Origin of the sequence: Nonomuraea composti (assembly GCF_012034275.1) — a bacterium.
Lineage (GTDB): Bacteria > Actinomycetota > Actinomycetes > Streptosporangiales > Streptosporangiaceae > Nonomuraea > Nonomuraea composti.
The window spans coordinates 62,544-85,478 of the sequence record NZ_JAATEP010000039.1 but is presented as its reverse complement, the minus strand read 5'-3'; the positions used below and the strand labels follow the sequence as shown (position 1 = coordinate 85,478).

The window sequence follows — 22,935 nt, the reverse complement described above, 5'->3', positions numbered from 1 at the left end:
CGCCCCAAGAGACGGTGGTGCGCGCGCGCATTCCTCCGGAGGGGACGACAGTCATGAGCGCTGCCCGTGTGGGCGTAGTCACGTTTCCAGGAACTCTCGACGACCAGGACGCCGCCAGAGCCGTGCGCCTCGTGGGCGCCGAGGCGGTGCCGCTGTGGCACGCCGACCACGACCTGAAGGGAGTCGACGCCGTCTTCCTGCCCGGCGGCTTCTCCTACGGCGACTACCTGCGCTGCGGAGCCATCTCGCGCTTCGCGCCGCTCATGGAGGAGCTCGTCCCCGCCGCGAAGGCGGGGCTGCCCGTGATCGGCACCTGCAACGGGTTCCAGATCCTCTGCGAGGCACACCTGCTGCCCGGCGCGCTCACCCGTAACGCCTCGCTCCACTACGTCTGCCGCGACCAGCGGCTCAAGGTCGAGCAGACCGGCACCGCCTGGACGAACGCGTTCACGCCCGGCCAGGAGATCGTGCTGCCGATCAAGCACGGCGAGGGCCGCTACGTCGCCTCCGACGACACGCTGGCCGCGCTGGAGTCGGGCGGGCACGTGGTGTTCCGCTACGTCGGCAACCCCAACGGCTCGCTCAACGACATCGCCGGCATCCGCAACGAGGCGGGCAACGTCGTCGGCCTCATGCCGCACCCCGAGCATGCCGTCGAAGAGCTGGTCGGCGCCCCGAGCACCGACGGCCTCGCCATCTTCACCTCCATCCTGAAGAACCTGGTGAACGCATGACAGACAGTGTGAAGCGGGCGGCCGAGACTCCCGACGAGCCGATGCCCTTCGCCGAGCTGGGCATGAAGCAGGACGAGTACGACCGGGTCAAAGAGATCCTGGGCCGCCGTCCCACCGGCTCCGAGCTGGCCATCTACAGCGTCATGTGGTCCGAGCACTGCTCGTACAAGTCGTCCAAGGTGCACCTGAAGCAGTTCGCCACCAAGGCGCCCAAGTCCGAGGCGCTGCTCGTGGGCATGGGCGAGAACGCCGGCGTGGTCGACATCGGCGACGGCTGGGCGGCCACGTTCAAGATCGAGTCGCACAACCACCCGTCCTACGTCGAGCCGCACCAGGGCGCCGCCACCGGCGTCGGCGGGATCGTGCGCGACATCATGTCGATGGGCGCCCGCCCGATCGCCGTCATGGACGCGCTGCGCTTCGGCGCCGCCGACGCCGTCGACACCCGCCGCGTGCTGCCCGGCGTGGTCGAGGGCATCAGCAGCTACGGCAACTGCCTCGGCCTGCCCAACATCGGCGGCGAGGTCGTCTTCGACCCCTGCTACCTCGGCAACCCGCTGGTCAACGCCCTGTGCGTGGGCCTGCTGCGCAAAGACCAGATCAAGCTCGCCACCGCCCCCGGCCCCGGCAACAAGGTCGTGCTGTTCGGCGCGTCCACCGGCCCCGACGGCATCGGCGGCGCCTCCGTGCTGGCCAGCGCCACGTTCGAGGACGAGTCGCAGGCCAAGCGGCCCGCCGTGCAGGTGGGCGACCCGTTCATGGAGAAGCTGCTCATCGAGTGCTGCCTGGAGCTGTACGCGGCCGACGTCGTCGTCGGCATCCAGGACCTCGGCGCGGCCGGCGTCTCCTGCGCCACCACCGAGCTGGCCGCCAAGGGCACCGGCGGCATGACCGTCGACCTCAACCTGGTCCCGCTGCGCGACCCCTCGCTCAGGCCCGAGGAGATCCTCATGAGCGAGTCGCAGGAGCGGATGATGGCGGTCGTCCGGCCCGGCGACATCCCCGCGTTCATGGCGATCTGCGCCAAGTGGGACGTACCCGCCACCGTCATCGGCGAGGTCACCGACACCGGCCGCCTCGTCATGACCTGGGACGGCGAGGTCATCGTGGACATCCCGCCGGGCACCGCCGCCGACGACGGCCCCGTCTACGAGCGGCCCTTCCACGAGCCCGCCGGCCAGGCCGCGCTCAACGCCGACACGCCCGACCGCCTGGAGCGGCCCGCCGACCTGCGCGCCACCCTGCTCAAGCTGCTCGGCTCGCCCAACCTCGCCTCCAAGGCGTGGGTGACCGACCAGTACGACCGGTACGTGCGCTCCAACACCGTGCTGGCCCAGCCGGCCGACGCGGGCATGCTGCGCATCTCCGAGGCCATCGAGGGCGCCGAGCCCACCACGCGGGGCATCGCGCTGTCCACCGACGGCAACGGCCGCTACGCCAAGCTCGACCCGTACGCGGGCGCGCAGCTCGCGCTCGCCGAGGCGTACCGCAACGTGGCCGTCACCGGCGCCAAGCCGCTGGCCGTCACCAACTGCCTCAACTTCGGCTCCCCCGAGGACCCCGAGGTCATGTGGCAGTTCGCCGAGGCCACCCGCGGCCTGGCCGACGCCTGCAAGGCGCTCGGGGTACCCGTCACCGGCGGCAACGTCTCCTTCTACAACCAGACCGGCTCCACCGCCATCCACCCGACGCCCGTCGTGGGCGTGCTCGGCGTCATCGACGACGTCGCCAAGCGGGTGCCGACCGGGTTCACCGGCGAGGGGCTGCGGGTCGTGCTGCTCGGCGACACCGGCGCCGAGTTCGGCGGCTCCGAATGGGCGCACGTCGAGCACCACCACCTCGGCGGGCTGCCGCCGCACGCGGACCTGGAGGCCGAGCAGGCCCTGGCCACCGTGCTCGTCGAGGCGGCCCGCCGCGGGCTGCTGGAGGGCTCGCACGACCTGTCCGACGGCGGCCTGGCCATCGCCCTGGCCGAGTCCTGCCTGGCCAAGGGGGTCGGGGCCGAGATCGAGCTGACCGGCGACGCGTTCACCGACCTGTTCAGCGAATCGGCCGCGCGGGCGCTCGTCGTCGTGCGGCCCGAGGCTTACGACGAGTTCGCCTCGCTGTGCGGGCGGCACGACGTGCCGTGCTACGGGCTCGGGGTGACCGGCGGGGCTTCGCTGGTCGTCAAGGGCGTGTTCGAGGTTTCGGTGGAGGAGCTGCGGGAGACGCACACAGCGGCGCTGCCCGCGCTGTTCGGCTGACGTTCCTTTCAAGGGCCGGTACGGGATTCCGTGCCGGCCCTTGTTCGTTCTTACGCCTTCTTGAGGCAGACGACGTAGATGTCGCCACTGACGCTGGCGCCGTTGTTGCCGTGGGTCAAGGATTCCGTGTTCTGCTCGGACGGGGCGGGAGTGCCGGTCGGGGTGGCGCCCTTCTTGTCGTCGTCGTTGCCGCGGCCGTTGTCGTCCTTGACCACCGTGACCGTCCAGCTGGAGGTGCCCGAGGGGTAGCTGGCGGTGACGACGGCGTTCTTGAGCGTGCCGAACGAGTAGCCGCCGCCCGTGGCCACGCCGTTGGCGCAGCTCACGGTCTCGGTGCCGGTGCCGCTGACGAACTCCTTGATGATCTGCGTGGTGTAGGTGGCGCCGGAGCCGGGCTCACCCTTCGGGCCCTGCGGTCCGCGCGGGCCGGTGTTGCCCTTCGGCCCCTGAGGACCCTGGGGGCCGCGCGGGCCGGTCGCGCCGTCCTTGCCGTCCTTGCCGGGCAGGCCGTCCTTGCCGTCGGCGCCCTTCGGGCCCTGCGGGCCGGGCTCGCCCTGCTTGCCCTGCGGGCCGACCGGGCCGGTCTCGCCCTTGGGGCCCTGGATGCCGGGCTTGCCCTGGGGGCCGGCCGGGCCGCGCTCGCCCTGGCGGCCCTGCTCGCCCTGCTGGACGGTGGTCGTCGAGGTGGAGGAGCCGCCGATCAGGATCCGCTCCTCCGTCTTCCTGCACTTCGTCGTCGGGTTGACGATGCGGGCGTACCGCGTCTTCTTGTGCACGCAGGCGTGCACCTCGGAGGCGGCGGAGGAGGCGGTGGCGACGCCACCGACGGTGAGCAGCGAGGCGGCCAGCGCCCCGACGGCGGCGAGCGTGATCGTGCGCCCGCCACGAACCTTGATAGCCACGGCTTTCCTTCCAGGGGAACGAGTGGTGCTCATGTTGTGCATGAGATTCACGCTTCGACCGTTCCAATGGATGACAGCGGCTACATAACGTGTATGTCACGAAACGGAGGGTTACTGACCAGATTGACCGATTGTCTCCGACTCGGGTGAGTAAAAGGACGCATTGGCGACACCGATCTCCCGTGGATAATCGGTCTGTGCCAACGCGCGGCCCCACGCCCTACCTCCCCCCGGCCACCCAGCCCGTACGCGGCGTGGTCTGGGCCATCCACCTGATCCTGCCCCTGCTCGGCCTCTGGCTCCTGCTGGCCCAGCCGCACATCAACATCTTCTGGCAGCACAACGCCAGCCACTTCTGGCTGATCCTCCTGGTGGCCGGCGTGAACGTGGTGCTCGGCGTCCTCATCAGCGAGGCCTCCAGGCGGCGGCAGGACGCCCGCCTGTTCCTCGTCTCCATGGTCTTCCTGAGCAGCGCCGGGTTCTTCTTCCTGCACGGGCTGGCCACACCAAAGGTGATCCTGCCCACCGGCTCGGTCGGGTTCGACATCGGCCAGCAGGTGGGGCTGTCGATCGCGGCGGCGTTCGCGTTCGTCTCGGCGCTGCCGCTCCAGGAGAAGGCGGCCGCGGCGGTGCTCGGGGCGCAGCACTTCATCAGGGGGGCGCTGCTCGGGTTCATGGCGCTCTGGGGCGTCGTGTCGCTGGTGCCCGGCCTGACGCCGCTCAGCGAGCCGCCCATGGTCTCGCCGATGGACTGGATGATGTGGGGGTCGGTGCCGGGCCTGCTGCTGTACGCGGCGGCCAGCGTCATGATGTTCCTGCTGCACCGGCGGCGCCCGGCGGCCATGCTGATCAGCCTGATCACCGCGTACGCGCTGCTGGCCGAGTCGATGGTCGCGGGCATGTCGCAGCTCAACTGGCACCTGTCGTGGTGGGAGTGGCACATCCTGCTCACGCTCGCCTTCGTCTTCGTCGCCTACAGCTCGTACCTGCAGTTCAGGCGGGAGGGGTCGAGCGCCGGCCTGTTCGACTCGGTGGCCCTCGCGGCGACGGTGCGGCGCATCCAGCGCGACTACGACGAGGCGCTGGAGGAGCTGGTCGAGCACGTACGCCGGGGCGAGCCGCTGGCGGCGGCCCGGCTGTCGGGCAAGTTCCGGCTCAACGAGGGCCAGGCGGCGGTGCTCGACCGGGCGGGCGAGGCGCTGGCCAACGAGCGGGAGCTGTCGGAGCGGCTGGCCGCGCTGGTGGCGGTGAGCGCGCAGACCAAGGTGGGGCTGCCGGAGAGCGAGCTGCTGACGGTGTCGCTGGAGCGGGTGCGGCAGGCGTACGGGGACGTCAAGATCGCCCTGGTCTCGGAGGGCCGCACGCAGATCGGCTCGCGCGACTACGCGTTCACCGACGGCAACCCGATCCGGCGCGACCAGCTCCTGGCCTTCCCCCTGACCGTCAAGGGCAACCTGGCGGGCGTGCTGGAGGTGCCGGTCGGGCGCACCAGCCAGGACGAGGCGCTGGCCGCCACCCTGGCCGGCCAGCTGTCGATCTCGCTGGAGAACGCCCGCCTCTACCAGGAGCTGCACACGCTCTTCCACCAGTACATGTCGCCGGACGTGGCGCACGCGCTGCTCGCCGACCCGGCGCAGGCGGAGCTGGGCGGCCAGCTCAAGGAGCTGACGGCGCTGTTCGCCGACCTCAAGGGCTTCACCACGTTCTCGGAGAAGGTGACCCCGGGCGAGATCGTCGAGATGCTCAACCGCTACCACACGGCCGCCGTGCCCTGCATACTCAACAACGGCGGCACGATCGTGCAGTTCGTGGGTGACGCGCTGCTGGCGCTGTTCAACGCTCCGGCGACGCAGACCGGGCACGCGCGCCAGGCGTGCCGGGCGGCGCTGCAGATGCAGCAGGCCGCCGCCGAGATCGCCGAGGAGATGGCCTGGAAGGTCGACACGGTGGAGTGGCCGACGTTCCGGGTGGGCGTCAACACGGGGCCCGCGCTGGTCGGCAACATCGGCAGCCCCGAGCTGCGCGGCTTCAACGCCATGGGCGATGCCGTGAACGTGGCCGCCCGGCTCCAGGCCCTGGCCGAGCCGGGCACGGTGGTGATCGGCGAGACGACGTACCAGCAACTGGGCGACGATGCGAAGGTGAAGTCGCTGGGAGCGCTCAACCTCAAGGGCAAGGAGGAGCTCGTCACGGCCTACGTTCTTGAGGGATTGGCGTAGTAAGTCGGTTCGTGTGCCGACATAATCGGGCGCATGGATGCAGAGCCCGGAGAGTTCCTCACCATGCTCACGGCCGAGGAGGTCGAGGATCTGCGCTCGGCCGGCCGGCTGCGGCGCTGGGACCGGGGCACGACCATCATGACCGAGGGCGACACGTCCGACTGGGTGCTCGTGCTGCTGGACGGCCGGGTCAAGTGCTCCTCGCACACCAGCAGCGGCACCGAGGTGGTGCTGGCCGTGCGCGGGCCCGGCGCGCTGCTCGGCGAGCTGTCGGCCATCGACGGCTCGCCCCGCTCGACCACCGTGACGGCGCTGGAGCCGATCTCCGGGATCGTGGTGCGCGACTTCATCTCGTTCCTGGAGTCCCACGGGCGCATCGCCGTCCTGCTCATGCAGCTCATCAGCGGCAAGCTGCGCGACTCCGACCGCAAGCGCATCGAGTACGGCGCCTTCGACACCACCGGCCGGGTGGCGACGCGGCTGCTGGAGCTGGCCGACCGGTACGGCGAGAAGACCAACAGCGGCGTCCGGGTGGCCCTGCCCCTGTCGCAGGACGAGCTGGCCGGCTGGACCGGCGCCTCCCGGGAGGCGGTCAGCAAGGCGCTGCGCACGCTGCGCGACCGGGGCCTGATCGAGACGGGCCGGCGGCGCGTGGTGATCCACGACCTCGAAGGGTTGCGCAAGCGCGCCAGGTGACGTTCGGGGCCCCTGGTACCAAACCGGACGTACGTCGTACGTCATAGTGGAGGGCATGGTCGCGGTCACCCCCCAAGACGGCACACGCATGCGCTACGCCTGGCGGGTGTGCGCGGTCACCAGCCTGGGCCTCGTCCTCATCGGCATCGCCGGCAGCACGCTGAACGTCGCGCTGCCGGCCGTGGTGCGGCACTTCCGCGCCGACGCGCTGGAGTCTGGCTGGATCCTGCTGTCGTTCCTGCTGGTCAACACCGCGAGCCTGGTGCTGTTCGGCCGGGTGGCCGACCTGCTCGGCAGGCGGGAGGTGTACCTCGCGGGGTTCGCGCTGTTCACCGTGGCCTCGCTGCTGGCCGGGCTGTCGCCGGGCGTGTGGTTCCTGATCGCGATGCGGGTGCTGCAGGCGATCGGCGCCGCCATGATCCTCGCGAACGGCACCGTGATCATCACCGACGCGTTCCCTCCCGAACGGCTCAGCCAAGGCATGGGCGTCTACATCGGCACGCTCTCGGTGGCCCAGCTCGCCGGGCCCACGCTCGGCGGCCTGATCGCGGAGACCGCCGGCTGGCAGTGGATCTTCTGGGTGAACGTGCCCGCCGGCCTGCTCGCGCTCGGCGTCGGCGCGGCGATCTTACGCAAGATGCCCAGGCGGCCCAAGGAGCCCGTGGACGCTCTGGGCAACGTGCTGGTGTTCGCGGCGCTGTCGGCGCTGCTGCTGGCGCTGTCCACGGCCGGGTCCAGCGGACCGGCGAGCCCCGTGGTGCTGGCCGGGGCCGGCCTGTTCGTGGTGCTGGTGCCGCTGATCGTGCTCGCCGAGCGGCGCGCCCCGAACCCCGTGCTGGACCTGCGGCTGTTCGGCGGGCGGCTGCTGACCTGCGCGAACCTCGCCTCGTTCTGCAACGCCCTCGCCCGTTCCGCGCTGATCCTCGTCGTGGCGCTGTACTTCCAGGCCGCCCGGGGCGTGGACGCCTTCACGGCCGGGCTCAGCGTGCTGCCCGTGCCGGTCGGGATCGGGCTGGCCTCGCCCATCGTGGGGCTGCTGGGGCAGCGCATCTCGCCGTACGCGCTGTCGATCGGCGGCGCGGTGATGAGCGCGGCCGGGCTCGGCACGCTGATGCTCACGGCCGACCCCGGCACGCCGTACTGGGTGATCGGGATCGGCCTGTTCGTGGCCGGCTGCGGCAGCGGCACGTTCCTGACCGGCAACACCACCCAGGTCATGCGGGCGCTGCCGGCCGGCAGCCTGGGGGTGGTCAACGGCTTCCGCGTCATGGTGATGAACGTGGGCATCGTCATCAGCGTCGGCCTGTCGCTCAGCGTCCTGACCGCCTCGGTGGGGCCGCAGGTGCGGGCCCAGGTGTACGCCGGAACCCTGTCCACGCTGTCACCGGTGGCGGTGGGCCGGCTCATGGACGGGTTCCAGCGGGCGTACGCGGTGCTGTTCGGGGTCGCCCTCCTCGGCGCCGTGCTGGCGGCCCTGGCCCGGCAGCCTCAGAGCACGCCTCAGAGCGCGCCGGCCAGGCGGGATTCGACGTCGCGGTAGCGGGCGACCGGCACCAGGTGGACGCCGGCGAAGGCGCCGCTGTCGCGCAGGGCGAGGACCTGCTCGCAGGCCGCCTCCACGCCCGCCATGCGGTCGGCGGCCACCTTTGCGATCAGCTCCTCCGGCAGCGCGATGTCGGGGATGGCGGCGGCCAGGGTGCGGGCGTGCCGCTCGCTGGCCAGCACCATGACGCCGGCGTAGACGGGCACGTCGACCGGGTGCGCCTCGCGCCAGCGCAGCTGCTGCTCCACCGAGAAGCTGACCTGGGAGAACAGGAAGTCGGCCGTGCGCTTCCACGCGGGCAGCGGGCGCAGCCCGGCGGCGGCCCCCACGCGGAAGTCGGCTGAGAAGGCGCGCGCCTCCTCGATCATGGAGCGCACGTTCAGGTCGCCGGTCCGGTTGCCGCTCGTGGGCTTGTCGCCGTAGACGAACAGGAACTGGTCGACCCCGTACGCCGCCGCCGTCAGCAGGTCGCGGCGGAAGCCGAGCAGGTTGCGGTCGCGCGAGTTGAGGCAGGCGATGCCGCGCCCGCCCATCGCCTCGACCTCGTGGGCCACGGCCACGCTGGAGACGGTGGCGCGGCCGATGTGGTTGTCGGGGATGAGGAACGCGTGGGCGATCTTGCTGAGGGTGCCGATCTGGTGCCGTACGTGCTTCAGATCGGGCTTGGTGGGGGGTTCGATCTCGCAGATCAGCTCGAAGGGCATGGTCTGGACTCTAACGCCGGGCGGCGAGCGCCTCGATGCCGCCCAGTACGAGATCGACCCCGAACGTGTCGTACAGCACCGGGTCCGTGCCTCCCACCAGCGGGCGGGCCATCTCCACCAGGTACGGGTACGTCTCCACGGGCAGTGACTGCAGCCCGACCATCTTGGCCCTGACGCGGGTCTCGCGGTCGGGCTCGGCCTGCCCGTGGACGGGGGCGTCGGCGATGGCGATGGCGCTCTGCAGCAGGTACTTGGTGATCAGGCAGCTCTCGTCCACGCCGAACCCGGCGGCGCGGGCCAGCCCGAGCGCGTGGTTCCAGACGGCCAGGAAGTTCGGCACGGCGACGGGGTCGATCTGCTCCAGCACGTTCCTGGCGCAGGGGTGCCTGCGCAGCGCCCTGATCAGGCCCTCGGTCAGGTCGCGGAGCTGGGCCTGCCAGGGGCGGTCGTCGGCGGGCTTGGGGGCGAAGCCGCCGATGAGGTGGTCGGCCATGCCGATGAGCAGTTGTTCCTTGTTCTTGAAGTGCCAGTAGAGGGCCATCGGGGTGACGCCGAGGTCGGTCGCCAGGCGGCGGATGGTCACGGCGTCGATGCCCTCGGTGTCGCCGATCTCCAGGGCGCGCTCCGCGATCGCCTGAGCGGTCAGTTTTCCCATCACGGTTGACAACTATACGCCGTACAAGTTGAACTATACGGCGTACAAGTACGCTGTATAGGAGGAACCGCCATGCGGTGGTGGGCACTGGTCGCCGTGACCTTGGGCACGTTCATGACCTATCTCGATAACAACGTGGGAAATGTCGCCTTGCCGACGATCCAGCGGGAGCTGGGGCTGACGATCTCCGGCCTGGAGTGGATCGTGAGCTCGTACATCCTGGTCTTCGCCGGCCTCATGCTGGCCGGCGGGCGGCTCGCGGACGTGCTCGGCGCCCGCCGGGTCTTTCTCGGCGGGCTGGCCGTCTTCACGCTGGCCTCGCTCGCGGCCGGGCTGGCCACCTCGGGCGGAGCGCTGATCGCCGCGCGTGCCGCGCAGGGCGTCGGCGCCGCGTTGCTGACGCCCACCACGCTCGCGTTGATCGGCCAGATCTTCCCCGACCCCGCCGAGCGCGGCCGGGCCGTGGGCATCTGGAGCACCGCCGGCGCGCTGTCCATGGCGCTCGGGCCCGCCCTGGGCGGCTTCATCAGCGAGCACCTGCACTGGGGCTGGATCTACCTGATCAACGTCCCGCTCGGGCTCGTCACGGCCGGCATCGCGATCCGGGCCCTGCCCGCCGCCGCCCGGCGGGTGCGGCACAGCCTCGACCTGCCCGGCCTGGCCCTGTCGGCGCTCGCGCTGTTCGCGCTGACGTTCGCGCTCATCGAGGGCGAGACGCTCGGCTGGACCTCGGCGCCCATCCTGGCCGCGTTCGGCGGGTCAGCGGCGGCCGTCGCCGCGTTCGTGGCGGTCGAGTCGCGCGCGGCCGAGCCGATGATCGCGATCTCCCTGTTCCGCTCGCGCGTCTTCACCGGCGGCATGCTGACCAGCGGCATCTGGTCGTTCGGCGTGTTCGGGATCTACTTCTTCAGCGCCCTGTGGCTGCAGAACGTGCTCGGCTTCAGCCCCACCCAGGCCGGCGCCTCGTTCGTGCCGATGGCCCTGGTCATGGGCGTCGTGGCACTGCTGTCGCAGCAGGTCAGCGCCCGGCTCGGCATCGGCCGCACGGTCGCGCTCGGGATGGCGCTCATGGGCAGCGCGATCTTCCTGCTCTCCCGCGTCGGCGCCGACGGCGACTTCGCCGACGTCGCGCCCTGGTTCATCCTGTACGGCCTCGGCGGCGGCCTGCTCGTCCCCCTGACCGCCGCCGTCCTCAACGGCATGCCCAAGGGCCGCTCAGGCGTGGCCTCGGGCGTGCTCAACGTCTCCCGCGAGGTGTTCGGGCTGCTCGGCATCACCGTGCTGGGGGCGCTGCTGACCGCCACGCAGAACGCGAGCGGCCTGCCGCCGCTGCCCGCCTTCCTCGACGGCTACCGGTTCACGCTGGTCGTCGCGGCGGTCGTGGTGCTGGCGGCGATCCCGGTCGCGCTCTGGTCGCTGCGCCCCCAGCCGGCCCCGCCCGAGGAGCCTCAGGCCGCTGCCACCCCGGAGACCGTCGGGTCCTCGAACTGAGTGCGGTACAGCTCCTCGTAGCGGCCCCCGGCGGCGAGCAGCTGCGCGTGCGTGCCGCGCTCGACGATCCGGCCGTCCTCGATCACCAGGATCAGGTCGGCGGCGCGGACGGTGGACAGCCGGTGCGCGATCACCACGGCGGTCCTGCCTTCCAGCGCCTCCCCCAGCGCCGCCTGCACGGCCGCCTCCGAGGTCGAGTCGAGCGCCGCGGTGGCCTCGTCCAGGATGACCACGCGCGGCCTGGCCAGCAGGAGGCGGGCGATCGTCAGCCGCTGGCGCTCGCCGCCCGACAGCCGGTAGCCGCGCTCGCCCACCATCGTGTCCAGCCCGTCGGGCAGCGACCTGATGAGGTCGGCCAGGCGGGCGCGGGTGAGCGCGTCCCAGATCTCCGCCTCGTCCGCCTCCGGCCTGGCCAGCAGCAGGTTGGCGCGGATCGTGTCGTGGAAGAGGTGGCCGTCCTGGGTGACCATGCCGAGCGTGTCGCGGATGCTGTCCGCGCTCAGATCGCGCACGTCCACGCCGCCCAGCCGGACGGCGCCGGAGTCGACGTCGTACAGGCGGGGCAGGAGCTGCGCGATCGTGGACTTGCCCGCCCCGGACGAGCCCACCAGCGCCACCATCTGCCCCGGCTCGGCCCGGAACGAGACACCGTGCAGCACCTCGACGCCGCCGCGCGTGTCGAGCGTGGCGACCTCCTCCAGCGAGGCCAGCGAGACCTTGTCGGCCGACGGGTAGGCGAAGCGCACGTCGTCGAACTCGACCGACACCGGGCCATCCGGCACCTCCCGGGCGTCCGGCTTGTCCTGGATGAGCGGCTTGAGGTCGAGCACCTCGAAGACGCGCTCGAAGCTGACGACCGCGCTCATCACATCCACGCGGGCGCTGGCCAGCGCGGTCAGGGGCGCGTAGAGGCGGGTCAGCAGCATGGCCATCGACACCAGCGCGCCGGGCGCGAGCTGCCCGGCCAGGGCGTAGAAGCCGCCGAGCCCGTACACCAGGGCCAGCGCCAGCGCCGAGACCAGCGTCAGCGCGGTGACGAACGCCGACTGGGTCATGGCCGAGCGCACCCCGATGTCGCGGACGCGGCGGGCCCGGCGGGCGAACTCGGCCGACTCGTGCGCCGGCCGGCCGAACAGCTTGACCAGCGTCGCGCCCGGCGCCGAGAACCGCTCGGTCATCTGGGTGCCCATGGCCGCGTTGTGGTCGGCCGCCTCGCGCCGCAGCCGGGCGATCCTGGTGCCCATCCGCCGGGCCGGCAGCACGAACACGGGCAGGAGCAGCAGCGCCAGCAGCGTGATCTGCCAGGAGATGCCGACCATCGCGACGAGCGTGAGCGCCAGCGTCACGATGTTGCCCGCCACGCCGGACAGCGTGTCGGTGAAGGCCCGCTGCGCGCCGATCACGTCGTTGTTCAGCCGGCTGACCAGGGCGCCGGTGCGGGTGCGCATGAAGAACGCGACCGGCATCCGCTGCACGTGGTCGAAGACGGCCGTACGCAGATCGAGGATGAGGTCCTCGCCCAGGCTCGCCGACAACCACCGGTTCACCAGGCCGAGGCCCGCCTCCGCGATCGCCAGGCCCGCGATCGCCAGCGCCACCGTGACGACCACGCCGAGCGGCTCGCCGGAGAAGATGGCGTCCACCACCCGGCCCGCCAGCAGCGGCGCCCCCACCGCCAGGCCCGCCGTCACCACGCTCAGCAGCAGGAACAGCGTCAGCTTGCGGCGGTGCGGGCGCGCGAACGCGCCGATACGCCGGAGCGTCGCCCTGGAGACAGAGCGACGCTCGGGCCGGTTGTTCATCGAGTACAGCTGGTGCCAGGCCGTCACTTCCATGCTCATGGCATGGACGCTACGACCTCAAGTTAAGTCGAGGTCAAGCCCCGATCTTCTTGCCCTGCGCGTGCCAGACCACCGCCACCGACGGGCGCGGCTGGCTGCCCTCGCCGTCGGGCCAGCGGCTGCTCGGGGCGTCCGGGCTCGCGCCGTCCGTCTCGCCCGGGTGCTGCACCGCCACGAACACGCTGCGCTGGTCGTCCGAGACGAGCGGGCCGCAGGTCTCCGCGCCGACCGGCACGGTCAGGAACTGGCGCACGTAACCGCGCTCCCTGCCCTTGACCGGCATCACGAACAGGCCGTCGTTCATGCCCAGCGCGTTGCCGTCCGTGGAGATCCAGAGGTTGCCGTCCTTGTCGAACGTCACGTTGTCCGGGCAGGAGATCGGCGAGACCTTGGTCTTGTCGAAGCCGGCGAAGTACGTCGAGGCGTCGTTCGGGTCGCCGCAGACCAGCGGGAGCGACCAGGCGAACGTCCGGCCGCCCGCGTCGTTGCGCCGCTCCACGATCTCCAGCACGTGGCCGTGCTTGTTGAAGGGGCGCGGGTTTGCCTCGTCCACCTGGGCCGCGGTGCGGTTGCTGTTGTTGGTCAGCGCCACGTAGACGCCGCCGGTGACCGGGTTGCGCTCGATGTCCTCGGGACGGTCCATCTTCGTCGCGCCCACCTTGTCGGCGGCCGTACGGGTGTAGACCAGCACCTCCTGGGCGGACATGCCGTCCACGTACGACCTGTCGCCCGAGACCAGCGGGATCCACTCGCCCGAGCCGTCGAACAGGCCGTCGGAAGGCAGCTTGCCGGAGCCGTCGATCTCGCTCGCCGGGCTGTCGCCGGTGAACTTGGCCACGTACAGGGTGCCCTCGTCCAGCAGCGCCCGGTTGTGCCGGTCGAATCCCGGGATGTAGCGGTTCTTCGAGACGAACTTGTAGATGTACTCGAAGCGGCCGTCGTCACCCATGTAGACGACCAGGCGGCCGTCGCGGGCCAGCGTCGTCGTCGCGGCCTCGTGCGCGAAGCGGCCGAGCGCGGTGCGCTTGACCGGCGTCGAGTCGGGGTCGAACGGGTCGATCTCCACGATCCACCCGAACCGGTTGGCCTCGTTCGGGTGCTTGGCCAGGTCGAAGCGCTCCTCGACGCGGTCGAAGCGGCGGCTCGACGACGGGGTGCCGGTGGTGATCGAGTAGCGCGAGATGTACGGCTGCTGCGCCGCGGGCACCTTGTCGGCGTTGACGAAGTACTGGTTGAAGTTCTCCTCGGTGGTCAGCACCGTGCCCCACGGGGTGGTGCCGCCCGAGCAGTTGTTCAGCATGCCGACCGGCGTGGTGCCCTTGGGGTCGGCGGCCGTCTTCAGCAGGTCGCTCCCGGCGGCGGGGCCGGAGAACCGCATCGGCGTCTGCGCGGTGATGCGGCGGTTGTAGCGGCGGCGGCCCTTGGTGACCAGCTTCCACTCGCCGGTCCTGCCCGCCCGCTCGATCTCCACGACGGACCCGCCGTGCGCGGCCAGCCCGATCCTGATCTGCTCCTCGGTCGCCGCCGCGCCACCGGTGTAACCGCGGAACATCAGGCTCTCGTCGGTGTACTCGTGGTTGACCCACATCAGCGCCCGGTCCCGGCCCATGGGGAAGACCGTCACGTAGTCGCAGTTGTAGCCGAACTGCTTGCTCTGGGCGTCGGCGGTCTGGTTGTCGAAGTCGAACGCCGGCGCGTCCGGCAGCACCGGGTCACCCCACCGGACGACCACGGAGGACTGGTAGCCGTCCGGGATGGTGAGCTTGTCGTCCTTGTTCGGCCGCACGGCGGTGAACCTGATGTCACTGTCGCCGCCGCCCCACCCGTGCCCGGCGGCGCTCACCCCGGGCTCGTCGGCCAGCGCCGGCACGGCCCCCGCCACGCCCGCGCCCACCACGACGGCGCCGAGCGCCCCGGCGCGCAGCACACCGCGCCGCGACAGCGCCTCCTTCACCACGTCGCCGAAGTAGGCGTTGCCGGTGGTGTTGGCCACGTCATGCGCGCACGCGTTGCCGCAGCGGAACTGACAGGTCAGCGCGGATCGGCCACCTTTGTGCGGGGTGGAAAGCAACGGCAGCAGCCGCCGCCCCGCGTTGGGGTTCGCCACAGGTCCTCCAGATAAGTGCGCGGTTGTACCCGCCGGGAGGCTACGGTCGCCGTCGAAACCGCAGGTGAACGACGACCTCCGTCTTGATGAACGCTTCCCGCGAGACAATGGCCGGGTGCCACCACGCAAAATGGATCAGGAGAAGCTGAGAGCGGCCCTCGACGGGCAGCTCGTCGCGCTCGACGAGCCCGCCTACGACGGGCCCGCCGCCGCGCTGCCCGACGCGCTCGTGGCCGCCGTGCTGGCCGCCTACGAGCGCGGGCTCCAGCCCGAGCGCGACGCCGGGCGGATGGCCGTCCGTCACCTGCTGGACAAGCTGGCGAGCGCGGCGCCCGGGCGCACCGTCGAGGTGCGGGTGCCACCGTACGCGGCCGTGCAGGCCATCGAGGGGCCGCGGCACACGCGCGGCACGCCGCCGAACGTGGTCGAGATGGACGGGCGGACGTGGATCGAGCTCGCGCTCGGGCGGCTGACCTGGGACGAGGCCATGGCCAAAGGGGCCGTGTCAGCGAGTGGCGCCCGAGCCGACTTGTCCGGATATTTGCCGCTTTAGCGGGTGCCGCTCATCCAGGGGAACTTGCTCTCGAAGCAGCGGTCCGCCAGCTGGCCCGGCAGGTGCGCGCACTCCTGCACCACGTTCCAGAACCAGATCGCCACGATCGCGAACAGGATCAGCGACAGGACACTGATCACGATGCCGGCGATGGCGCGGCCCTTGCCCGCCCGCTTCACCAGCGCCACCCAGCCGAACACGATCGACAGGATCGCGGTGATCAGGCCCGTGAAGCAGACGAACACCAGGAAAGGGCTGGCCACGCCCAGCACCAGCGAGGCCGTGGCCAGGCCGCTGCCCGGCCTCGCCTGCTCGTACTGACCGTACTGCCCGTACTGGCCGCCGTACTCTCCGCCGTACTGGCCGCCGTACTGGGGCTGGCCGTACGCGCCGCCCTGCTCTCCTGGCCGGCCGGGCTGGCCGTACTGGCCGGGCGGGGCGCCGTACGGGGCTCCCGGGGGCGGGGGCGGCGGATAGCCGGGCGGGCCGCCGTACGGGCTGGAGGGCGTCGTGCCCGGCACGGACGGATCCTGCTCCTGTCCTTCCGCGGGTCCACCCCCGGACGCGCCCGCCTGACCGCCCTGCGGCACCGCGCCCCCTCCGGGGACCCGCGTCCCTCCGGGCGGCGTGCTCTCCCAGGGCGCCACCCCCTCCTCGGACGACCCGCCCGCGCTCCCACCGGACGCCCCGCCCTGCGCGAACGAGGCACCTTCCCCGGTCGAGGGCGACTGCCAGGGCGTGGCGCTCTCCCCGGAGGAGGCGCCCTCCCCGGTCGAGGGCGGCTGCTGCCAGGACGGGGTGCTCTCCCCGGTCGAGGGCGGCTGCTGCCTGGACGGGGTGCTCTCCCCCGCCGGCGTGCCCGCCCCGGGCGGCGCGAAGTGCGGCTGCTCCGGCTGGTCGCTCTGCTCGTAGCGGGAGGGCGCCTGCCTGGCGGGCGGCTCCTCCTGCGGCTGCCCGCCCCAGCCCGGATAGGACGGGGTGGCGCCGGGGATCGGGTACACCTGGGTCGCCTCGGCGTCGCCTCCGGTGGGCTGCGGCGTCTCCGGCGAGGTCGGCAGGTCGGGATGGGACGGCTCGCCGGCCGGCCTGGGCTCGTGCGTCGGCGGCACGTCGGGCCGCGGCACCACCGGCGGAACGGGCGCGATCGGCTCATCCCCCGGCTCACGCGGAGGCTCGGGCGCAGGCTGAGGCGCAGGCGTAGGCCCAGGTGGGGGCGTGGGCTGAGGCTCCGGTACGGCGGCGCCGCCCGTGGGGCCGGCGCCCGGAGGGCCGCCGGAGGACCACTCCTCCGGCGTCTCGTCCCCGCCCGTCGGCCCGCCCGCATAGGGCTCGTAGGGCCGGAGCGCGGGCGGCCGCTCGTCCTCCGGCATCGTGCCTTCGCTCCACCACTCGGGCTCGTGCTGCGGCGGCGCGCTCTCAGGCCGGCCCACCTGGGGGCGGTCCTCTGAGGAGCGGCCCTCCTCGGGGCGGTCCTCTGAGGAGCGGCCATCCTGGGGGCGGTCCTCGCCCGGGCGCCGTCCTTCGCGAGGCTCGTTCGGGTTCTCGCGGGGCTCGTTCGGGTCCTCAGGTGTGGTCACGTCTGCGTCTCCCGAGGGTCTGCATGCCGGATACTTCACCCTTTCGCGGAAGCCGTCGGCTAAACCACGCGACACGGTAAGAGGCCGCTCATCCTTGGGTCACCATGCGCCAAAGCACCAGGCGGGAGGCAAGATGAGTGCATGCTGGACGAGACCCTGACGTACGCGCTCATCAAGCTCATGAAGGCTCACCGCAACCAGCTCGCCGCCGCGCTGGTCCCGCTGGGCCTGCACGTGGGCCAGGAGCTGCTGCTCAACCAGCTGTGGCGCGAGGACGGCCTCACGCAGGGCGAGCTGATCGCCCGGCTGGGCGTCGAGCCGCCGACGGTCACGAAGACCCTGCAGCGTCTGGAGCGCGTGGGCTTCGTCTACCGCGCCCCCGACCCCGACCGCCCGCGGATCGGCCGCGTGTACCTGACCGACGCGGGCAAGGCGCTGCGCGAGCCGGTGGAGGCGATCTGGCGCGAGCTCGACGCGGACCTCCAGCGCGGTTTCACGCAGGAGGAGCGCGAGCTGCTGACCAAGCTCCTCCGAGTCGAGCAGAGCTGAGTTCACTGGCGGCGAAACACCCTTGCCAGACAAGCGCCTCTCCCAGTTAGCTGGCTAATTAGTCGGCTAATTCTAGGGAGCCCTTCATGCATGTACTCGTCACCGGCGGCTCGTCCGGCATCGGCGCCGCCACCGCCCTCGCCTACGCCAGAACGGGCGCGGACGTCACGATCACCTACAACCAGGGCGCCGACCGCGCCGCCGAGATCGTCGAGCGCGTCGAGAAGGAGGGCGTCCGCGGCGCGGCCGTCCATCTCGACCTGGAGGACCACAGCACGATCGCGCCCGCCGTGGCGCAGGCCGGCCCGGTGGACGCCCTCGTCGCGAACGCCGTCCGCTGGGGCACGGTCCAGCCGGGCAGCATGGCGTTCGAGGACGTGCCGGCCGCCGAGTGGTCCGCGGCCCTGCACGCCAACGTGGCCGGCAACGCCCTGCTCATCCAGGCGGTGCTGCCGGAGATGCGGCGCAGGCAGTGGGGCCGCATCGTGCTCGTCTCCTCCGGCATCGCCGAGGAGGGCGTGCCGGGCCCCGGCCCGTACGGCACCGCGAAGATGGCCCTGCACGGCATGGCCAGGGCCCTGGCCTGGGAGGCGGGCAAGGACGGCATCCTCGTGAACGTGGCCGTCGCGGGCCTCACGGTCACCGGCGTCCGCGCGTTCCCGCAGGAGGTGCTCGACCGGCTCGCGGCCCGCACGCCGTCACGCCGGCTCTCCACCGCCGACGACATGGCCGCGCTGATCGTCTTCCTGGGCTCGGCGGCCAACCACAACGTGACGGGAGAGATCATCCGCGACGGTTCGAATGCGGGCAGGTCAGCCCACGCCCTCTGATTTCCACCCGGGTGTGCGAGCACGGAAGCGGCCAACCTAAACTGAGGCATGTGCTGAAGGGCGACGGCCGGCTCGGCCATGACCTGGACCCCCACGACCGCGCACCTAAAGACGCCTGCGGTGTCTTCGGCGTCTGGGCTCCGGGCGAGGAAGTTTCCAAACTCACCTACTACGGGCTGTACGCGTTGCAGCACCGCGGCCAGGAGTCCGCGGGCATCGCGGTCAGCGAAGGCAGCCGCATTCTCGTCTACAAGGACATGGGCCTGGTCGCCCAGGTCTTCGACGAGTCGGTGCTCAGCACCTTGCGCGGCCACCTGGCGATCGGTCACTGCCGCTACTCCACGACCGGGTCCAGCGTGTGGGAGAACGCGCAGCCCACGCTGAGCTCCACCGAGGTGGGCGGCCTGGCGCTGGCCCACAACGGCAACCTCATCAACACCCCGGAGCTGGCCCAGCGCCTGGCTCCGGGGTCCATCCGCGCCACCACCGACACCGAGGTCCTGACCACGCTGCTCGCGCAGGATCGCAGCCGCTCGGTCGAGGACGCGGCGGCGGAGCTGCTGCCGCAGGTCAAGGGCGCGTACACGCTGGTCTTCATGAACGAGAAGACGCTCTACGCGGCCCGCGACCCGCAGGGCATCCGCCCGCTGGTGCTGGGCAGGCTGGAGCGCGGCTGGGTGGTGGCCTCCGAGACGGCGGCCCTCGACATCGTGGGCGCCACGTTCGTGCGCGAGGTCGAGCCGGGCGAGCTGCTCACGATCGACGAGCAGGGCGTCAGGTCCCGCCGCTTCGCGCTGGCGGAGCCGAAGGGCTGCCTGTTCGAGTACGTCTACCTCGCCCGCCCCGACACCACCATCGCCGGGCGCGGCGTCCAGGTCACCCGGGTCGAGGTGGGCCGGGTGCTGGCCCGCGAGCACCCGGTGGAGGCCGACCTGGTCATCCCCACGCCCGAGTCGGGCACGCCGGCCGCCGTGGGTTACGCCCAGGAGAGCGGCATCCCGTACGGCCAGGGCCTGGTGAAGAACTCCTACGTGGGCCGCACGTTCATCCAGCCCTCGCAGACCATCCGGCAGCTCGGCATCAGGCTCAAGCTCAACCCGCTGCGCGAGGTCGTGGAGGGCAAGCGCCTGGTGGTCGTGGACGACTCGATCGTGCGCGGCAACACGCAGCGGGCGATCGTGAAGATGCTGCGCGAGGCGGGGGCGCGCGAGGTGCACGTCCGCATCTCCTCGCCGCCGGTGAAGTGGCCGTGCTTCTACGGCATCGACTTCGCCACCAGGGCGGAGCTGATTGCGGGCTCGCTGTCGGTGGAGGAGATCCGCGCCTCGCTGGGGGCCGACTCGCTCGGCTACATCTCTTTGGAGGGCCTGACCGAGGCCACCACTATCCCGTCCGACCGGCTCTGCCGCGCCTGCTTCACGGGCGAGTACCCGATCCCGATCGACCAGGACAACGTGGGCAAGTTCGTGTTGGAGAGCAAAGCGTGAGCACTTACGAGGCCGCAGGTGTGGACATCGAGGCGGGTGAGCGTGCCGTCGAGCTGATGAAGGACAAGGTGGCGCGCTCGCGGCGGCCCGAGGTGGTCGACGACGCCAGCGGCTTCGCCGGCCTGTTCGACGCCTCGGCCCTGCTGAAGTACCGGCGCCCGCTGCTGGCCACCTCCACCGACGGCGTGGGCACCAAGGTCATGATCGCCCAGCAGTACGGCAAGCACGACACGATCGGCATCGACCTGGTCGGCATGGTCCTCGACGACCTGGTGGTCTGCGGGGCCGAGCCGCTGTTCATGACCGACTACGTCGCCTGCGGCAAGGTGGTGCCCGAGCGCATCGCCGAGATCGTCGGCGGCGTGGCGGAGGGCTGCCGCCTGGCCGGGGCGGCGCTGGTGGGCGGCGAGACGGCCGAGCACCCCGGCGCGATGGGCCCCGACGAGTACGACCTGGCCGGGGCCGGCACGGGCGTGGTGGAGGCGTCCGCCATGCTGGGGCCGGACCGGGTGGCCGCCGGCGACGTGGTGCTGGGAATGGCCTCCTCGGGGGTGCACTCCAACGGCTACTCGCTGGTGCGGCACGTGCTGCGGGAGAACGACCTGTCGCTCGACACGGTGCTGCCCGAGCTGGGCCGGCCGCTGGGCGAGGAGCTGCTGGAGCCGACGCGCATCTACTCGCTGCACTGCCTGGAGCTGGCCAGGGCGGTCGAGGTGCACGCCTACGCGCACATCACCGGCGGCGGGATCGAGAGCAACCTCGCGCGCTCGCTGCCGCCGGGCCTGGACGCGCTGCTCGACCGCTCGTCCTGGACGCCTCCGGCGATCTTCGGCGTGCTGTCGGCCTACGGGAAGATCGCGCAGCGCGACATGGACCGCACGTTCAACCTCGGCGTCGGCATGGCGGCCGTGCTGCCCGCCGACGCGGCCGACGCGGCCATCAGGCTCCTGGCCGGTCGCGGCCTGGACGCCTGGGTGATGGGCGAGATCGTGCCGGGCACCGGCCAGGCCCGCTACCGCTGACGACCACGGGCCAGGCGCAGGCGACGCCTGGCCCGCACCCGTGCCCGGGCATGCGGAAGTGGACGCATCACAGAGGTGATCGTGATGCGTCCACCGCTAACTTTCCGACACACGTGACGAAAGCCCCACGGTTGCCCGTGGGGCCCGACGAGCGTGAGCGAGGCTCCCGGCGTGCGCGCCGCCGGGCCCCTCGGCCACATCACTCAGGAGAACGGCTAACGGCGGCCGGACGTACGGCCATCGTCGTCGTCTCCGGCGCCATAGTCATCGGCGTAATCGGCATAGCGATCCGCCAGCTCATCGTTGAGGTCGTCGGCGTCGTCATTGCGGCTGGAGTCTCCGACCCCGAGTTCGTCGCGAAGACGGTCAAGATCCGTGCCACCGCTGTTGTACTTCAGCTGGCGAGCAACCTTGACCTGCTTGGCCTTTGCTCGGCCGCGCCCCATTGGCTCGACCCCCTCGTGTGGGGTCGTCCCCGACCCCTCGTCGCTAACGCACCACACACTGACGCCGCCTGACTACGGGCGTCAGCCTATCGTTCGCCTATTACCGTACCTGTTTTGTGCCCAGCTCGGTACGCCGTATGGGCGCGGGGCGTCAGTGCCCTAGCCAAATGGCCCGAATACGCCCGACTTCCGACATTCTGCGCTCCGCCAGCCTATCTGCTGCGACCGCGGGTGGAACGCCCTCGTCGGCCGCGATCGCGAAGATCTTCAGAGTCGTGTCGTAGATCTGGGCAGCCTTCGACCTGGCTCGTTCCATGTCGAAGCCGCCGATCTCGTCGGCGACCTGGATCACACCGCCGGAATTGACGACGTAGTCGGGCGCGTACAGGATGCCGCGCTCGGCGAGTTGCTTCTCCACGCCGGGGTGGGCGAGCTGGTTGTTGGCCGCGCCGCAGACGATTTTCGCGCGCAGCGTAGTCACCGTCTCGTCGTCGAGCGCGCCGCCCAGGGCGCACGGGGCGAAGACGTCGAGGTCGGAGGCCATCAGCGTGCGCGCGTCGGCCACCACGTCCACCTCGGGATGGCGCAGGCGCACCCGCTCGACCGCCTTGGGGTCGACGTCGCAGATCACCACCTCGGCGCCGTCCTCGCGCAGGAGCTCGACCAGGCGGTGCCCCACCTTGCCGACCCCCTCGACGCCGACCCGCCTGCCGTGCAGGGACGGCGTGCCGTAGACGCGCTCGGCCGAGGCCCGCATGCCCTGGAACACGCCGAACGCCGTCAGGATGGAGGAGTCTCCGGCCCCGCCGTTCGCCGTCGTGCGGCCGGTGACGAAGCGCGACTCGCGGGCGACGACGTCCATGTCCTCGCTGTAGGTGCCGACGTCGCAGGCGGTGATGTAGCGCCCGCCGAGCGACTCGACGAACCTGCCGTAGGCGCGCAGCAGCGCCTCGCTCTTGTCGCGGGCCGGGTCGCCGATGATCACGGCCTTGCCCCCGCCCAGGTCGAGGCCGGCCAGCGCGTTCTTGTACGCCATGCCCTTGGCCAGGTTGAGCACGTCGGCCAGGGCCGCGGACTCGCTCTCGTAGGGATAGAACCTCGTGCCACCCAGGGCCGGGCCCAGCGCCGTGTTGTGGATGGCGATGATGGCACGCAGGCCGCTCTGCTCGTCGGCGCAGAAGACGACCTGCTCGTGAACGTCTTTGTGAGACGCTCCGAAGACGTCGGTCACGGTAGTGACTCCCTGTCCGGTCCGCCGCACCGTCGCGGCGGAGATCACCTCACAGAGTAGTAAGCCTCGACGGTGCACGCAGGTTCGCTTCGTGACACGATG

At 71.4% G+C, this 22,935-nt stretch carries 19 protein-coding genes; 11 read left to right on the top strand and 8 right to left on the bottom strand.

Annotated elements, in window-relative coordinates; all coding sequences use genetic code 11:
- Nucleotides 1-53 precede the first annotated feature (53 nt).
- Entirely contained in the window at nt 54-734 is a 681-nt protein-coding gene (purQ, locus tag HCN51_RS40110) for a phosphoribosylformylglycinamidine synthase subunit PurQ (protein ID WP_168017284.1), read from the top strand.
- A complete protein-coding gene (gene purL, locus HCN51_RS40105; RefSeq protein WP_168017283.1) occupies nt 731-2,980 on the top strand; it encodes a phosphoribosylformylglycinamidine synthase subunit PurL in 2,250 nt (749 codons plus the stop codon). Before purQ ends, purL begins: the two co-directional genes overlap by 4 nt.
- A 50-nt stretch (nt 2,981-3,030) precedes the next feature.
- On the opposite strand, the gene HCN51_RS61730 is transcribed toward purL, so the two are convergent.
- Nucleotides 3,031-3,882, bottom strand: coding sequence for a collagen-like domain-containing protein (locus tag HCN51_RS61730; RefSeq protein ID WP_277350207.1), 852 nt, complete (start codon nt 3,880-3,882; stop codon nt 3,031-3,033).
- 197 nt (nt 3,883-4,079) lie between these two features.
- Between HCN51_RS61730 and HCN51_RS62595 the strand changes: the two genes are divergently transcribed.
- The 3 genes from HCN51_RS62595 to HCN51_RS40085 are packed head-to-tail and all read left to right on the top strand — an operon-like array spanning nt 4,080 to nt 8,337.
- Nucleotides 4,080-6,101, top strand: a complete 2,022-nt coding sequence (locus HCN51_RS62595) for an adenylate/guanylate cyclase domain-containing protein (protein ID WP_346433965.1) — start codon at nt 4,080-4,082, stop codon at nt 6,099-6,101.
- 33 nt (nt 6,102-6,134) lie between these two features.
- Nucleotides 6,135-6,797 carry a Crp/Fnr family transcriptional regulator gene (locus HCN51_RS40090; protein WP_168017282.1) on the top strand — a complete coding sequence of 221 codons (663 nt, stop codon included), beginning with the start codon at nt 6,135-6,137 and terminating at the stop codon, nt 6,795-6,797.
- A 55-nt stretch (nt 6,798-6,852) separates the two neighbouring features.
- Nucleotides 6,853-8,337, top strand: coding sequence for an MFS transporter (locus HCN51_RS40085; protein WP_168017281.1), 1,485 nt, complete (start codon nt 6,853-6,855; stop codon nt 8,335-8,337).
- Here the strand turns inward: HCN51_RS40085 and HCN51_RS40080 are convergent.
- Both HCN51_RS40080 and HCN51_RS40075 read right to left on the bottom strand, forming a co-directional pair.
- The gene (locus HCN51_RS40080; RefSeq protein ID WP_168017280.1) at nt 8,298-9,044 is read right to left on the bottom strand and encodes a methylenetetrahydrofolate reductase; all 747 of its coding nucleotides are present in this window, start codon (nt 9,042-9,044) and stop codon (nt 8,298-8,300) included. The genes HCN51_RS40085 and HCN51_RS40080 overlap by 40 nt on opposite strands.
- A gap of 10 nt (nt 9,045-9,054) precedes the next feature.
- Nucleotides 9,055-9,699 (bottom strand): TetR/AcrR family transcriptional regulator, encoded by a 645-nt coding sequence (locus HCN51_RS40075; RefSeq protein ID WP_240973756.1) that lies wholly within the window; start codon nt 9,697-9,699, stop codon nt 9,055-9,057.
- Nucleotides 9,700-9,771: 72 nt separating this feature from the next.
- Here HCN51_RS40075 and HCN51_RS40070 point away from each other — a divergent pair, with 72 nt between their 5' ends.
- Nucleotides 9,772-11,190 (top strand): MFS transporter, encoded by a 1,419-nt coding sequence (locus HCN51_RS40070; RefSeq protein WP_168017278.1) that lies wholly within the window; start codon nt 9,772-9,774, stop codon nt 11,188-11,190.
- Here HCN51_RS40070 and HCN51_RS40065 read toward each other — a convergent pair.
- Complete coding sequence (locus tag HCN51_RS40065; protein WP_168017277.1) at nt 11,148-13,031, bottom strand: ABC transporter ATP-binding protein; 1,884 nt, start codon at nt 13,029-13,031, stop codon at nt 11,148-11,150. The genes HCN51_RS40070 and HCN51_RS40065 overlap by 43 nt on opposite strands.
- Before the next feature lie 34 nt (nt 13,032-13,065).
- Nucleotides 13,066-15,138 carry an alkaline phosphatase PhoX gene (locus HCN51_RS40060; protein WP_168017276.1) on the bottom strand — a complete coding sequence of 691 codons (2,073 nt, stop codon included), beginning with the start codon at nt 15,136-15,138 and terminating at the stop codon, nt 13,066-13,068.
- 115 nt (nt 15,139-15,253) lie between these two features.
- On the opposite strand from HCN51_RS40060, the gene HCN51_RS40055 reads away from it, so the two are divergent.
- The gene (locus HCN51_RS40055; RefSeq protein WP_418113503.1) at nt 15,254-15,691 is read left to right on the top strand and encodes a sterol carrier family protein; all 438 of its coding nucleotides are present in this window, start codon (nt 15,254-15,256) and stop codon (nt 15,689-15,691) included.
- Here the strand turns inward: HCN51_RS40055 and HCN51_RS40050 are convergent.
- Nucleotides 15,688-17,268: a DUF4190 domain-containing protein gene (locus tag HCN51_RS40050; RefSeq protein ID WP_168017275.1), complete on the bottom strand. Its 1,581-nt coding sequence runs from the start codon at nt 17,266-17,268 to the stop codon at nt 15,688-15,690. The genes HCN51_RS40055 and HCN51_RS40050 overlap by 4 nt on opposite strands.
- 141 nt (nt 17,269-17,409) lie before the next feature.
- Between HCN51_RS40050 and HCN51_RS40045 the strand changes: the two genes are divergently transcribed.
- The 4 genes from HCN51_RS40045 to purM all read left to right on the top strand — a co-directional run bounded on the left by HCN51_RS40045 (nt 17,410) and on the right by purM (nt 21,156).
- Nucleotides 17,410-17,817, top strand: coding sequence for a MarR family winged helix-turn-helix transcriptional regulator (locus HCN51_RS40045; protein ID WP_168017274.1), 408 nt, complete (start codon nt 17,410-17,412; stop codon nt 17,815-17,817).
- Nucleotides 17,818-17,903: 86 nt separating this feature from the next.
- Nucleotides 17,904-18,647, top strand: coding sequence for an SDR family NAD(P)-dependent oxidoreductase (locus HCN51_RS40040; protein WP_168017273.1), 744 nt, complete (start codon nt 17,904-17,906; stop codon nt 18,645-18,647).
- 50 nt (nt 18,648-18,697) lie between these two features.
- Nucleotides 18,698-20,134 (top strand): amidophosphoribosyltransferase, encoded by a 1,437-nt coding sequence (gene purF / locus HCN51_RS40035; protein ID WP_080044628.1) that lies wholly within the window; start codon nt 18,698-18,700, stop codon nt 20,132-20,134.
- On the top strand, nt 20,131-21,156 hold the full coding sequence (gene purM, locus HCN51_RS40030; RefSeq protein ID WP_168017272.1) for a phosphoribosylformylglycinamidine cyclo-ligase: 1,026 nt from the start codon (nt 20,131-20,133) through the stop codon (nt 21,154-21,156). Before purF ends, purM begins: the two co-directional genes overlap by 4 nt.
- A gap of 215 nt (nt 21,157-21,371) precedes the next feature.
- Here purM and HCN51_RS40025 read toward each other — a convergent pair whose 3' ends face one another.
- Nucleotides 21,372-21,602, bottom strand: coding sequence for a DUF3073 domain-containing protein (locus HCN51_RS40025; RefSeq protein ID WP_080047438.1), 231 nt, complete (start codon nt 21,600-21,602; stop codon nt 21,372-21,374).
- 151 nt (nt 21,603-21,753) lie between these two features.
- Nucleotides 21,754-22,833, bottom strand: a complete 1,080-nt coding sequence (locus HCN51_RS62590) for a Glu/Leu/Phe/Val family dehydrogenase (RefSeq protein ID WP_080044626.1) — start codon at nt 22,831-22,833, stop codon at nt 21,754-21,756.
- Between the last annotated feature and the right edge of the window lie 102 nt (nt 22,834-22,935).